The organism is Mesorhizobium sp. CA16, from assembly GCF_020165175.1.
In the GTDB taxonomy this organism is placed as follows: Bacteria; Pseudomonadota; Alphaproteobacteria; order Rhizobiales; family Rhizobiaceae; genus Mesorhizobium.
Genome location: NZ_JAIUHP010000004.1, coordinates 1 through 13,905, shown reverse-complemented (window position 1 = coordinate 13,905; position 13,905 = coordinate 1). Strand labels below are relative to the sequence as shown.

Below are 13,905 nucleotides of genomic sequence, written 5' to 3'. Positions count from 1 at the left end.
TGTCAAAGGCCGAAGACCCGGCTTTTCCGAAGGACGGGCGAGAAGGTGATTAACGAAACGTTATCACCGCGATGCTATCGAAGGGCGAACCCTCACTGCTGGAAAAGGATGATCCCTTTGCCGTCCGACGCTTCTGTATCGATCGCGGGACGGTCGCCGGGGCTTGCCGCCGAGACCGTCGAGGCGATCGTGACGCTGCCGACCTTCAAACGGCCAAAGCAGGTGCTGGAAACGCTGGCTTCACTCAAGGCGCAGCGGACCGGCAGGTGCTTTGCCGTCATCGTCATGGAAAATGAGGCCGAGGCGCGCGAGGGAGCCAAGGCGGTGCTGCCCCTGTTCGAAAGCGGCGAGATGCCCGGCATGGTCATCATCGCGCATGAGCGCGGCAATTGCAGCGCCTACAATGCCGGCTGGCAGACGGCGATCCTGCAGTTTCCCAATTTTCGCCACCTGCTGGTCATCGATGACGACGAGATCGCCGAGCCAGACTGGCTCGAGCGCATGTGCGGCGCCGCGGAGACACTTGAAGCCGACGTTGTCGGCGGCCCGCAGGTACCCATCTTTGCCGATGCCTCGCATGCCAGATGGGCCGAGCACCCGGTGTTCGCGCCGCCCTATCGGGAGACGGGCCGCGTGCCGGCGCTCTATTCGTCCGGCAACCTGCTGCTCGGTCGCAACGTGCTTGAGGCCATGGGACCGCCCTTCCTCGATCTCAGGTTCAATTTCATGGGCGGCGGCGATTCCGACTTTCTCAGCCGGTGCGCGCAAAAAGGTTTTGTGCTCGGCTGGTGCGCCGAGGCAAAGGTCAACGAGACTGTCCCTGCCCGGCGCGTCGAGGCCGACTGGATCCGCGCCCGCAGTCTGCGCAATGGCGTGATCTCGACGCTGGTCGAAAAGAAGAAGCGCGCCGGCACGCCGCTTGCCGGCCTCAAGGTTTTCCTGAAGAGCCTGGCGCTGCTCGCCGCCTCGCCGCTGCGCGGCGCCATCCGGCTGGCGCGCACCGGCTCGCTCACGAGCGGCCTCTATCCAGTCTATGTCGCGCTCGGCCGGGTGCTCGCCGAATTCGGATATGCCAATGAGCAGTACCGGCAGCCTGAGAAGAATTGAGCGCGCGCCGCTCGGTGCCGCCTTCACCAGGGAAGGTGTGGCGACGGCTATCGCCGCGCTCCTGTTCACCGTCATCATCGTCTCGTTCCGGCCCTTCCAGCCGGCAGGCGCGGAACTGGCCGGCGACGGCGGCGACATCGTCAACCAACTCGGCTTCGGCTCGCTCGGCGCGGTCTCCATCTTCTCGCTGCTGGCCTTTGCCGACCCGCGCGTGGTGCGCTCGCTGGTGAGCCCTTCCTGGGCGCTGATGCTGGGCTTCTTCTTCCTGTCGGTGGTGCTCGCCACCGATCCCCCCGCGGCGATGCGCGCGGCCTCCTTCACCATGATCGGCATCATCACAATGGCGACCGTCCTGGTGCTGCCGCGCGATGCCGATTCCTTCGCCAGGGTGGTCATCTTCACCGCCGTGGTGGTGATCGGCCTTTCCTATATCGGCCTGATCGTCTTCCCGCATGAAGCGCTGCACACTGCCGACTCGCAGGAGCCCGAGCATGCCGGCCTGTGGCGCGGCGTCTTCACGCACAAGAACATCGCCGGGCCGGTCATGGCCTGTTTCAGCTTCGCCGGACTCTATCTCTTCCGGCGCGGCCAGCGCTGGTGGGGCGCCGGCATCTTCTGCGCGGCAATGGTGTTCATGCTCCACACCGGCTCCAAGACCACTGCCGGGCTGGTGCCGTTCTCGATCATGATCGTCGTGCTGCCCAGCCTCATCGGCATGCGGCTCGGCACGCCGATCCTGTTCGCGCTGGCGATCATCGCGACCGCCGTCGGCACGCTCGGCATCGTCTTCATCGCGCCGGTGAAACATCTGGCGGCAATCTATTTCCCCGATCTCACCTATACCGGACGCACGACGCTATGGGAGTTCGCCGGCGAGATGCTGGCGAAGAAGCCCTGGACCGGCTACGGCTATGAAAGCTTCTGGGGGACGCCGCTGCTGCTTAACCAGGACCAGCCCTTCGACCGGCCCTGGGATATCCGCACCATCGTTCACGGTCACGACGGCTATCTCGACATCGCCGTGCTGATGGGCATCCCGGCGCTCTGCGTCGCCGTCTACACCTTCCTGATCGCCCCTTTGCGCGACTATATGCGCATCCCGGCGCGCAAGGAAAACATCTTTCTCGGCGATTTCTTCATGATGGTGGTGCTGTTTACGGCGCTGAACGGTTTCCTGGAAAGCTTCTTCTTCCATCGCGGCGATCCCGTCTGGCTGTTCTTCGTGCTCGGCGTACTCGGCTTGAGACAAGTCTCACTGCGGCCGATCCCGATTCGCCTTTCAAGCTAATCCTGGCCGATCGATCTCCCGCCGACTGCTCTTTTCCACTGCGGCGCAACCGTCTAAGGAGAGCCTTCTCGGAGGTTTTCATGACGATCAGGCTCATTCTCGCCGGTTGCGGCAATATGGGTTACGCCATGCTCTCGGGCTGGCTGAAATCCGCCAAGCTCGAGCCGCAAGCGGTGTTCGTGGTCGAGCCCAACGCGGAACTGCGCCGGCGCGCCGAACATCTGGGCTGCCGTGCTGCCGCCGACGCCGCCGGCATTCCGGCCGATGCCGTGCCCGATCTCGTCGTCATCGCGGTAAAGCCGCAGGTGATCCGCGAGGTGACGGCGCAGTACAGGCGCTTCGGCGACGGCAGGACCAGCTTTCTCTCCATCGCCGCCGGCACGCCGGTCGCCACTTTCGAGGAAATCCTGGGCGAGCTCGCGCCGGTCATCCGCTGCATGCCGAACACGCCGGCGGCGATCGGAAAGGGCATGATGGTTGTTTTCTCCAACCCGCTGGTCTCCGACGACGTCCGCCGCTTCGTCCTTGAGCTGCTTTCGGCGAGCGGCGTCGTGACGACGATCGACGACGAGGGCCTCATGGACGCCGTGACGGCCGTCTCCGGCTCCGGCCCGGCCTATATCTTCCACTTCATCGAGGCGCTGACGGTCGCGGCCGAGAAGGCCGGCCTTCCCGCCGAAACCGCCAAGCTGCTTGCCATGCAGACCGTCTTCGGCGCCGCCTCGCTCGCCGCGGAAGCAGACGAGGAGCCGGGCGTGCTGCGCCAGCAGGTGACCAGCCCCAACGGCACCACCGCTGCGGCGCTTGCAGTGCTGATGGGCGGCGACCGCCTGACGAAGCTCGTCACCGAAGCCGTGGAAGCCGCGCGGCTCAGGTCGATAGAGCTGGGGAAGTAACCTTCGTTCCGTAGAGCATGTCATCCTGAAGCCGGCGCAGGGCGTAGAGCCTCGTTGTCCGGTCCGGCACGGCATTGTCCTCAGTCAACAACTCGCCCTTGTTCACCGGCTTCAGCACCTTGCCGCCTTCGAGCAAGCCGACCGGAACGGCGCGGACGGCGCGGGCATCGCCGACGGTCATGGTCCAGGAGCGGTAACAAGTCTCGCCGATCGCATCCAGGGTCTCCCCGGCGGCAAGGTCGCGCTTGGCGACCGCGCAGACTTCCGCCACCGGCCTCGGCAGAGGCACCATATCGGGCTTGCCGTAAAGCATGATGCGGGCGGCGGTGAGCGGCACCTCGAGCGAAGTCAGGTGATAGGGCCGGAACAGCCCGTAATAAGGGCCCGTGCCGACATGGAGATCGTCCATGCGTTCGACGACGCGCGGGTGCATCGCCTCGACGATGACGAAGACGCCGGGCGCCACGCCCTTGCCGATCGTGTAGTCGACGACGCCTTTCCTCGACAGGAGGCCGCCATGCTCTTTCGGGATCAGCACCTTGGCCAGCTGATCGCGATCGGCCCTGGGGCCGTGCATGCCTTGAACATCCGGAACCAGGCCGGTGGCGTTGGCAATGGCGCACATCTCGACCATGGTCTTCGAGCCGTCGACGAATTCGACCAGCATGCGCGGGTTCATGTTGCGGCGCGCCGCCTCTTCCCGGTAGTCGTCGGGAACCGCGTCGTGGTTGAGCGGATTGTTCTTGCCCTTGCCGGCCGCGACGATGCCTAGCCCAAGCGCCGAGGCGAATTCGATCAGCTCCATGCAGCTTGACGGCTCGTCGCCCGCGCCGACCGAATAGACGACACCCAGCCGGTCTGCCTGCTGCTTCAGGTAGCAGCCGATGGTCACGTCGGCCTCGACATTCATCATCACCAGATGCTTGCCATGCTCCATCGCCACCAGGTCGAAATCGGCGGCGACGCCAGGTTTTCCGGTAGCGTCGATGACGACGTCGATCAGCGGATTGGTGACCAGCACCTCATTCGAGGTGATGGCGATCCTGCCGCTCTCGATCGCCCGGGTAACCATGGAAGCGGTTTCGGCCTCTACCGCCATCGCCTCGTCGCCAAAGGCGATGCGGATCGCCTCACGGGCGGTGTGCGGACGGCGCGTGGAGATGGCCGCGATCGAGATGCCCGGCATCAGCATGCCCTGCGTCACCAGATCGGTCCCCATCTCGCCGGAGCCGATGACGCCGATGCGCACCGGCCTGCCCTCGGCGGCGCGTCGGGCGAGATCGCGGGCAAGCCCGGTCAGGGCGATATTGGTCATGCAACAAAATCCACGGCTTTTTGCTCCGGCCGGCAATACAGGGAACGATCCGCGTTTGCCAATCAAACCAGGCTGAAATGACGATTTCTTGCGCATGCTTTGCAAGGCCGCAGCAGATTTCGCGGGAGCTTGTGCATGGCCGCCGTACGATTCGCCGTTTCTTTCAGACCATAACCATCGCTGCGCGATTTGAACTGGGAGAGTCCCGACGAGCGCGCCCGGTTTCTGTGCTATTTTTGCTACAGGCTTTAACCCTAATGCCGGAAATCGCAATTTTAGCGGGTGTCTAATCCATTATATGCTCACGGCCCCAAAAAATCTGATAGATACTGGCTGAAAGGTCCGGTGGCAGGCTTGGGCAAATAAGCGCCAATAAAAAAATGATGGCGCGGGGATAGTCACGGGGTAGAAATGACCAGGACGGGTAAAATTACCGTCGGCTGGCGCGTTGCGCTTGCTGTCACGGTGTCAATGTTGGCTTGTGGTAGCGCCAGCGCACTCACACTCAAAGAAGCTGTCGCCGTCGCCGTGGAGTCCAATCCGGAGATTGGACAGGCGATCGAAAACCGCGAAGCGATCGAATTCGAGCTGCGACAGGCCAAAGGCCTTTACCTTCCCAGCGTCGACCTGGAAGCATCGACCGGCGTTCGCCGCCTGGACAACGACACGCGGCGCGCTCTCGACGAGGATCACAAAGCCCTCTATCCGAACGAGGCAGACCTCACCGTCTCGCAGACGCTTTATGACAGCGGCGCAAGGCGGGCGGAACTGAACCGCCAGGCCTCGCGGGTCGATGGAGCGTCCTTCAGGGTTCTGGAACGGTCCGAGTTCATCGGGCTCGCCGTCGTCCAGGATTATCTGGAATACATGCTGCAGGCTTCGATCGTGGTCGAAGCCAAGAAGAACCTCGGCTTCCATCAGTCCATCCTCAGCGATATCAGGCAAGGCATCGCAGGCGGCGCGCTCAACGATGCCGACCGGCAGCAGGCCGAGGAACGCCTTTATGCCGCCAAGGCGCGGATGCAGGAAGCGACCGAAGAACTCGAGGCGGCCAAGATCCGCTTCTTCAAGAATGTCGGCAAGCCGCTGACCAACGCGTCGCGGCCCGCCGATGTCGCAGCCGCCCTGCCGCGGTCGCTGGACGATGCGATCGGGCTCGCCAGGCAGAACAATCCGCGCGTCCATATGGCCAACAGCGACATCGACGCCGCCGCTTCGCTGGTCGACGCGGCGCGGGCGAAATACGGCCCGACGATTACCGCCGAGGGCGTTGCCCGGGGCGGATATGACATCGACGGCGACAATGGCGACGCGAGCGATCTGCAGGCTCGGGTGGTGCTGCGCTGGAACCTCTATCGCGGCGGCATCGACAAGGCCAACGAACAGGAACAGATTCGCCGCACCAGCGAGCAGCGCCTTGCGCTGCACCAAGTGCTGCGCGAGATCGAGGAAGCCGTCCGGACCTCATGGGACCGCCGCTTCCGCCAGGCGGAGCTGGCAAAGACGCTGCGGCAGCAGGCAGCCACCAATGAAAAGCTGGTCGCCTCCTATCGCGAGCAGTTCAAGGTCGGGCAGCGCTCGCTGCTCGACGTGCTCGATGCCCAGAACACGCGCTTCAACACCGCGACGCTGGCCGACACGTCGTCCTACGCGTCGCTGTTCGCGGAATACCGGCTGCTGGCCGCAACCGGGGAATTGCTGAAGACGCTCAACATCCAGCCGGCCAAGCAGGCCGCGGCCTACGCGCGTGAGGAATTCGGTGTGCCGGCCACGGCCGATACCGAAACCTATGCGCGCACGCCGTCGGAGCAGAAGAACGATCTGCCGTTCGACATCCTCGCGCCGGTCAGGAAAAAGTAGCCGATGTAGTATCGATCTTCGGTCCTTCGGGGCGGATCGTGAACCAGCAACCTAATATCCTATCGCCAAAGGAGGCTTTCAAAGCCTGCTTCTGCGCTGTGGCGGCCTATCTCGGCAGGCCGAGCGCCGAAACGGTGCTGTTTGCCGGCGTGCCGATTTCGGAGACGCGCATCGAGCCGGACGAGATCCGTCATCTGGCCGAGCGCATCGGCCTGGAGGTGCAGAATTTCAGCCATCGCGATTTCCTGCGCGGCCGCTTCGATCTTCCGGCCGTCGTCTTTCGCGTCAGCCAATTGCCGATCGCCCTCCTGGCGGAGATCGAGGGCGGGCAATATCTGACAGCGCCGCAGGAAAACGGCCGCACCACGATCGACAGGTCGGAACTCGCCGAAAGCTATATCAGCGGCGGCACGTCGTTCTCGATCACCTATGCCAATCAGGCCGAGGAGATGACGGTCGGCACCGCCGCGCGGATCGAAAGGCGCCACTGGCTGACCGGCACGATGGGGGCGTTCTGGCGCACCTATTCGAAAGTGGTGCTGTCGGCGGTGTTCATCAATCTGCTGGCGATCGCCTCGCCGATCTTCACCATGAATGTCTACGATCGCATCCTGCCCAACAAGGCGATCTCGACGCTGTGGGTGCTGGCGCTCGGCATCGGCGCGGCGATCCTGTTCGACCTGCTGCTGAAGACGGCCAGGGCGTCGCTGATCGACTATGCCGGTCGCAAGGCGGACCTGCGAATTTCCTACCTGCTGTTCGAGAAAGTGCTGAATTCCTCGCTTTCGGCACGGCCCGGGTCGACGGGTGAATATGCAAACCGCGTCACGCAATACGAGTTCGTGCGCGAGTTCTTCACCTCCAACACCATCAGCGTCTTCATCGACACGATCTTCGTCTTCGTCTTCCTGGCGGTCATCTACGCCATCGGCGGCTGGCTGGTGGTCATACCGGCGCTGGCCTTCGTCATCTCCGTCATTGTCGGGCTGATCACGCAGCGGCGGATCGGCAAGCGGGTCGCGGCCTCAATGAACGAGGCGTCGCAACGCCAGGCCCTGCTGGTCGAGTCCATCTCGACGCTGGAGACGATCAAGTCGCTGCGCGCCGAGGCCTACCTGCTGCGCAAATGGGGCGAGCACTCGAAGAACGCGGCCAACACGTCGGAAAAAATCAAGGAGCTCTCGGCGGCGGCGGGCAACATCACCGGCGCCATCCAGCAATTCGTGACGGTCGCCCTGGTCGTGGCCGGCGCCTATGCGTTCTCGGAAGGCCAGGTATCGACCGGCGCCATCATCGGCACGGTGATGCTCGCCGGCCGCGCCGTGGCGCCGCTCGGCCAGATCGCCATCACGCTTGCCCGGTTCCGGCAGGCGATGCTGTCGCTCAAGATCATCAACACGATCATGTCGCAACCGGAGGACCGCCCCGACACCGTCGGCTTCGTCAACCGGCCGATCCGCAGCGGCGCGCTGGTCTTCAGGAATGTCGGCTTCGCCTATCCGGGCACGGAAAACGAGGTTCTGAGCGGGCTCAACATCGCGGTCAAGCCCGGCGAGCGGGTCGGCATCATCGGCCGCATCGGCTCCGGCAAGACCACGATGGGACGGCTGATCGGCCGGCTGTTCCTGCCGACGTCGGGGGAGCTGCTGCTCGACGGCATCGACATCCGCCAATACCACCCCTCGGAGGTCCGTGCCGCGGTCGGCATCGTCGCGCAGGCCGGCGACCTGTTTTCGGGAACCATCAAGGAGAACCTCCTGATGGCGGCACCGGGAGCGACGGACGAGGAGATCATCGATGCGGCGAAGGCCGCCGGCGTCGACGACTTCGTCTCGCGACATCCGCGTGGCTACGACATGAATGTCGGCGAGCGTGGCACCAATCTCTCGGGCGGCCAAAGGCAGGCCGTGGCGATCGCGCGGCTGCTTTTGACCAAACCGAAGATCGTCTTCCTGGACGAGCCGTCGGGTTCGATGGATCTCGCTTCCGAGCGGCAGTTGATCAAACAGCTCAAGGTGGCGTTCGACCGCAGCACGACGCTGATCGTGTCGACCCATCGCTACAGCATGCTGGAACTTGCCGACCGCCTCATCGTCATCGACCAGGGCCGCGTCGTCGCCGACGGGCCGAAGGAACAAGTCATCCAGGCGCTGCAGAAGGCAAATGCCTGACCGGAACGTATGGACATGCTAGCAAGGGAAGACCGGCCACCACTTTTCGCCTCGGCGTCCGTCTACATCGTCGGGGCGCTGTTCGTGTGCTTCACGGCCTGGGCCTCGTTCGCCGAGGTCGACGAGATCGCGCGCGGCGACGGCAAGGTGATACCCGCTTCGAAGACGCAGATCATCCAGGCCAGCGAAGCCGGCGTGGTGCAGGAGATCGCCGTCCAGATCGGCCAGACGGTCAAGAAGAACGACCTCATCATCCGCCTCGACAATTCGGGCAACACTTCGAGCCTTGGCGAAGAGAAGGCCAAGGCGCGAGCTTTGCAGGCGCGCATCGCCAGGCTTCAGTTCGAGCAGAGCGGCAGTGTCGAAGGGTCGTTCCCCTGCCCGGCGGAAATCCAGAAGGTCGCGCCGGAGATCTGCGACAACGAGCAAAGGCTGCTTGTCGCGCGCCGCGACAATTTCGAGGTCAAGCTGTCGGTTCTCAAATCGCGCCTCGACCAGCGCGAGAAGGAACTCGACGAGGCCACCGCCAACGCCGACCGCCTGTCGAAGAGCCTTGCCGTCACCGACCAGGAAGCGGCGCTGGTCGAACCCATGGTCAAGAAAGGCCTGATGGCCAGGACCGAACAGATCCGCGTCGAGCGCGAACAAACCGACCTTCGCGGACAGCTGACCCTTGCCGGCGAGACCATCAAGAAGAGCAAGGGAGCAATCACCGAGGCGCAGCTTCAGGTGAACGAATTGGGGCTGCAATTGCAGCAGGAGGCGTTGAGCGACCTGACGCAGGCGCTCGCCGATCTTTCCGTGGTCGACGAAACCATTCGCGGCGCCACCGACAAGGTGGCGCGCACCGACATCCGCTCGCCGGTCGACGGCATCGTCAACACGCTTGACGTCAACACGCTCGGCGCCTTCGTGCAGCCGGGCGCGGTGGTGGCCGGCATCGTGCCGACCTCCGAGACGCTGCTGGTCGAGGCCCGAGTTTCGCCGCGCGACGTCGCCTTCATCCAGCCGAACCAGGAGGCGCTGATCAAGGTCACGGCCTATGATTTCTCGATCTTCGGCGGCATCGAAGGCAAGGTCTCCAACATCACCGCCGACAGTCTCGTCGACCAGAAGACGGGCGAGCCCTATTACCAGGTCCGGGTCGCCACCGACAAATCGACGCTTACCAGGAACGGCAAGACCTATTCGATCATCCCCGGCATGATCTGCTCGGTCGACATCAAGACCGGACGCAAGACGATCCTCAACTATCTTTTGAAGCCCATCAACAAGGCGCGTCAGGAGGCAATGAGTGAGCGATAGCGCCATCCATCCGGGCACCTCGCGCGAGAGGCTGCTGCCATCGCTCGCGGCCGAGGATTTCGGCCCCGAATTCCGCGTCGTGGCGCGCGGCGGCGTGCGTCGCGGCATTCGGCTGGAGCGCGCCTTCTGGGTGTCGCTGAAGCAGATGGCCGAAAACCGCAAATGCACGATCGGCATGCTGGTCGAGGAGATCGCCGAACATCATCCCGACCAGGGCAACCTCACCTCGGCGATCCGCGTCGCCTGCATGCGCGGCCTCGCCGAGGAAAGCATGGAATTGCGCAAGCTCGCTTCGATCCGCACGATCAACGCGATCCTGGTCGCCTGCCCCTCGCCCGCCTTCGCGCTGTCTTCTTCGAAGAAGATCCTGGCTTTCAACACGCCGTTCCAGCAACTGGTCCGGCGCCAATTGCCGAGCGCGCCCGGGGAGGATGGGCGCCAGGACCTGAAGCTGGCGCTCGACCTCAACGTTCCCGACATCTTCGCCCGGCTCGACGCCAATGGCGAAACGCCGGTCACCAGCGGTTTCGTCATCGGCGCCGGCGAGCGCCGCTATCGCGGCCAGCTCAGCGCCGTGCGCGCGCCCGTCACCGAGCCGGAACTGCTGATGGCCTTCGTCTACAACGGCTAGAGCTATGCATTCTTCCGGAACTGTCCGGGCTGCGCAGACAACAGAGCGACCGCGTATTTTCGGCGAGGCGCTGAACCGCTCGAACTACTGCCTCAGGCTCGAAGCCACTGATGGTTCCGGCGATCCTTCGCCCGGAGCGACCGTGGCGAAGCCGCCGGCGATGTCGGCGACCTGCGCGCCGGACTTCGACCCGTGAATCCAGGCGCGATCGGTGCTGAAGGAATAGAGCGGAACATAGTCGGGCAGATCGCTGTCGCGCAGGACGGCGTTGCCGAGGCTGTCCAGGATGAAGGCGCCGCTTCCCGTGCTCACCGACAGGACGGCATGGAAGAACTTGCGGCGGCGATCCTGGAGCACCACCAGCGACATGCTCTGCGCCGGGATGCCGGCCCTGAGCAGCGCCGCCATCTTCAATATGGCGAAATCCTCGCAATCGCCGGCGCGATGCTCGAGGATTTCCGAAGGCTTCGCCCAATAGTCGAGCTTGCCATAGACGACGCTATCCTTGCGATAGGCGATCAGGCGGTTGATGCTGCTGTTGACGAAGGACAGCTTGTCGCGAAAGCCCTTGTCGCCGGCGATGTTGACGATCTCGGCGAAGGCTGGGCTCTCACGGTCGCAGACGCTGCCGGCGGTGCAATCGACGATGGCCCTGTAGACAGGAGCCCAGCGCGCCGCGACCGGAAAGTTGCGCATCGACAAAGCCACCGAGCCGAAGACGCCGGGGATGATCGCGGCGGTCTGGATCGGGTCGATGCCGGGATCGGTCTTGGCGTGCGCTTCAGCCTCGTAACGCGCTGCCGGCGTGTAGCCCACAGAAACGTCCGCGATCCGGTATGCGGACGCCGGCTGCCAGGGCAGCGGCCGGGCCAGCGAAACGCCGCCGAGGCTCGCCGGCGCAGGCACCTTTTGCAGGACCGGAACCGCGCCCGAATTCCCGCTTGCCGACGATGGATCTGCCTGAGCGGCAAGGCCGATCGCCAGCAAGAGTACCTTGATCCCCGTCGGGGCTGCTTTTTGTATTTTCATGACGCCCACCTTTGACTGTGGACGCTACCAATCTTGTCTCAAATTATCGGAAAGGAAGGTGGGTAAGTTTCCGCGAATCACACTATTCTGTTTTGCATCAAATTTTATTCAAAATTATACTTCCATTTACCAAGACGGAAGGCGTGCGGCGCGGTCATTCCCACCCTCGTTAAGGTCATGCATATCCAGATATATCATCGCAATTTACCAAGTGTAAAAAATGCGATTCTCTACATATTCTAATATATGAAATAGATTGAACGTCTGTTGCAAAGCCCGGGCCTGACATGTCTCTTTCCGGGAAATGCCGGAGGGGCTTTAGCTATGACGACCAATATCGAATTCGACGCCGTTTCAAATTCCTGGGACGAGCACACCAGCGCTGGTGAAAATCATATCTCGACGGGTGTGCAGGTTGCGCAGGCGACCGCCGCCCAGGCGGCGAGCGAACCCGTGCCGGTCGATGTCGGCAGCGGCGCGCCGGCCCAAGGCGCGGCCAATGCGCCGGCCGCAAACCAGCCGGCCGACGCCAAGGCTGCTGCCCCTGCGAACGCACCGGCGGCAAATGCAGCGGCAGGCAATACGCCGCATGAATATCATGTCGAGGCCGGCAATGTCGTGAAGCTCCCGGCCAGCGTGTCAATCGACAACATCAAGGTCGACGGACATGATCTCGTCCTCACGCAGCCCGACGGATCCCAGATCGTCATCAAGGACGCCGCGCTGAATGTGCCGACCTTCATTCTCGGCGACGTCGAGGTGCCGCGCGTGGCGCTGATCGCCGCGCTCGAGGCCAGCCATGTCGATGTCGCCTTCGGCGCCGACGGCTCGATCTCGGCCGGCGGCAACGGCTCGCCGGGCAGCGCGGGCGGCAATTTCGAACATCCCGCAGGCGGGATCGGCGACGGCTTCGGCCTGACGTCGCTGCTGCCGCCGACGGACCTGGCGTTCGGCCAGCCTGACCATCGCGAGCTGTTCCCGGGATTGCTGCCCGATTCGACGCCGACGATCCTCGACCTGACGCCCTCGACCAGCGGCGGCGACACCAGCGTCGATGAAAAAGGCCTCGAGACCGCCGCCGCGACGGGGTCCGGCGAAGCGGGCACCGACCCCGCGATGGACAACGACCCGTCCGAGCACAACACCGGTACGTTCACCATCACCTCGCCCGACGGCATCGGCTCGGTGGACATTAATGGCCATGTGATCACCGCCGCTGAGCTTGCCAACAGCGCGTCGACACCGATCAACATTGCGACGCCCTTCGGCAACACGCTGACCATCAACGGCTACGACGCCGCCACCGGCCAGGTGAGCTACACCTATACGCTGGTGCACAGCGAGCAGCATTCCGGTGCGGGCACCGATTCCATCTTCGACAACATGACGGTGACGGTCACCGACAGCGATGGCGACGTCTCGCTTCCCGGCACGCTCTCGGTCGAGATCATAGACGACGTGCCCACGGCGCATGACGACGTTGCCGCGCAGGCAACCGAGAACGCGCCGGTGACGGTGAACGTAATTGCCAACGACGTGCCCGGCGCGGACGGCGTCAACATCACCGACCCGGCGAAGGTCAGCTATGTGGCGAACTCGCTGACTGGCGGCGCCGGCACGGTCACCTACAACAATGACGGCACCTTCACTTACAAGCCGACTGCTGGCGAAGAAGGAACCGTGACCTTCCAGTATCGGATCGTCGATGGCGACGGCGACGCCTCGGTGGCGACGGTGACGATCAATCTGAAGCCGGATTCGACGCCTACCATCAACGTGACGCCTCAGAATCCCGATGCGAACGGCCATAGCGCAGCGAGCGAGGCCGGCCTTCCGCCGCATGCCGGCCTGCCGGCCGGCTCGGGCGAAATCGCCGACAACGACGCCAACAACAACAGCGACACCAGCGAGACGACGACCGGCGCGCTGGCGATCACCACCGGTGGCGATACGATCGGCCACCTTTATGTGACCGACAAGGACAACGCCCAGATCGAGGTGACGAACGCGGCCGGCGGCATTCTCGTACACGGCCAGTATGGCGACCTGACGATCACCGGCACGCCGGGGACCGGCTACACCTATTCCTACACGCTGCTCGACAGCACCACCGGTAACGGCACGCATGACGATTTTGCCGTCCAAGTGGTTGATTCCGACGGCGACCCCGCTTCCACGACACTCACCATCTCCATCAAGGACGATGTGCCGACAGCCAAGGCCGACACGGACGCGGCGCAGTCGGGCGAGACGGTGACCGGCAATGTCGAGACCGGGACGAGCACCCATGGTCTCGGCGCGGC

General features: G+C 63.8%; 10 protein-coding genes. 8 read left to right on the top strand and 2 right to left on the bottom strand.

Going from position 1 to position 13,905, the window contains the following annotated elements:
* Positions 1–108: 108 nt before the first annotated feature.
* The 3 genes from LB525_RS07780 (at position 109) to proC (ending at position 3,291) form a co-directional block, all read left to right on the top strand.
* Complete coding sequence (locus LB525_RS07780) at positions 109–1,107, top strand: glycosyltransferase family 2 protein (protein ID WP_224544192.1); 999 nt, start codon at positions 109–111, stop codon at positions 1,105–1,107.
* A complete protein-coding gene (locus tag LB525_RS07775; protein WP_224544191.1) occupies positions 1,076–2,395 on the top strand; it encodes an O-antigen ligase family protein in 1,320 nt (439 codons plus the stop codon). Before LB525_RS07780 ends, LB525_RS07775 begins: the two co-directional genes overlap by 32 nt.
* A gap of 80 nt (positions 2,396–2,475) precedes the next feature.
* The gene (gene proC / locus LB525_RS07770) at positions 2,476–3,291 is read left to right on the top strand and encodes a pyrroline-5-carboxylate reductase (protein ID WP_140847437.1); all 816 of its coding nucleotides are present in this window, start codon (positions 2,476–2,478) and stop codon (positions 3,289–3,291) included.
* Here the strand turns inward: proC and LB525_RS07765 are convergent.
* On the bottom strand, positions 3,266–4,606 hold the full coding sequence (locus LB525_RS07765; RefSeq protein ID WP_224544190.1) for an NAD(P)H-dependent oxidoreductase: 1,341 nt from the start codon (positions 4,604–4,606) through the stop codon (positions 3,266–3,268). The genes proC and LB525_RS07765 overlap by 26 nt on opposite strands.
* 471 nt (positions 4,607–5,077) lie before the next feature.
* Here LB525_RS07765 and LB525_RS07760 point away from each other — a divergent pair, with 471 nt between their 5' ends.
* The 4 genes from LB525_RS07760 to LB525_RS07745 are packed head-to-tail and all read left to right on the top strand — an operon-like array spanning position 5,078 to position 10,573.
* On the top strand, positions 5,078–6,466 hold the full coding sequence (locus LB525_RS07760; protein ID WP_224544394.1) for a TolC family protein: 1,389 nt from the start codon (positions 5,078–5,080) through the stop codon (positions 6,464–6,466).
* A 38-nt stretch (positions 6,467–6,504) separates the two neighbouring features.
* Entirely contained in the window at positions 6,505–8,637 is a 2,133-nt protein-coding gene (locus LB525_RS07755; protein WP_224544189.1) for a type I secretion system permease/ATPase, read from the top strand.
* Between the two features lie 15 nt (positions 8,638–8,652).
* Positions 8,653–9,942, top strand: coding sequence for an HlyD family type I secretion periplasmic adaptor subunit (locus tag LB525_RS07750; protein ID WP_224544188.1), 1,290 nt, complete (start codon positions 8,653–8,655; stop codon positions 9,940–9,942).
* Positions 9,932–10,573, top strand: coding sequence for a ribbon-helix-helix domain-containing protein (locus LB525_RS07745; protein ID WP_224544187.1), 642 nt, complete (start codon positions 9,932–9,934; stop codon positions 10,571–10,573). The genes LB525_RS07750 and LB525_RS07745 overlap by 11 nt, the downstream gene beginning before the upstream one ends.
* 84 nt (positions 10,574–10,657) lie before the next feature.
* On the opposite strand, the gene LB525_RS07740 is transcribed toward LB525_RS07745, so the two are convergent.
* A complete protein-coding gene (locus tag LB525_RS07740) occupies positions 10,658–11,602 on the bottom strand; it encodes a transglutaminase-like cysteine peptidase (RefSeq protein WP_224544186.1) in 945 nt (314 codons plus the stop codon).
* Positions 11,603–11,926: 324 nt separating this feature from the next.
* On the opposite strand from LB525_RS07740, the gene LB525_RS07735 reads away from it, so the two are divergent.
* A partial coding sequence (locus LB525_RS07735; RefSeq protein ID WP_224544185.1) for an Ig-like domain-containing protein occupies positions 11,927–13,905 on the top strand: 1,979 nt, incomplete at its 3' end.

Coding starts and splice junctions, on each gene's coding strand:
- LB525_RS07780 (WP_224544192.1), top strand. CDS start 109: ATGATCCCTTTGCCGTCCGACGCTTCTGTATCGATCGCGGGACGGTCG.
- LB525_RS07775 (WP_224544191.1), top strand. CDS start 1,076: ATGAGCAGTACCGGCAGCCTGAGAAGAATTGAGCGCGCGCCGCTCGGT.
- proC (WP_140847437.1), top strand. CDS start 2,476: ATGACGATCAGGCTCATTCTCGCCGGTTGCGGCAATATGGGTTACGCC.
- LB525_RS07765 (WP_224544190.1), bottom strand. CDS start 4,606: ATGACCAATATCGCCCTGACCGGGCTTGCCCGCGATCTCGCCCGACGC.
- LB525_RS07760 (WP_224544394.1), top strand. CDS start 5,078: ATGTTGGCTTGTGGTAGCGCCAGCGCACTCACACTCAAAGAAGCTGTC.
- LB525_RS07750 (WP_224544188.1), top strand. CDS start 8,653: ATGCTAGCAAGGGAAGACCGGCCACCACTTTTCGCCTCGGCGTCCGTC.
- LB525_RS07740 (WP_224544186.1), bottom strand. CDS start 11,602: ATGAAAATACAAAAAGCAGCCCCGACGGGGATCAAGGTACTCTTGCTG.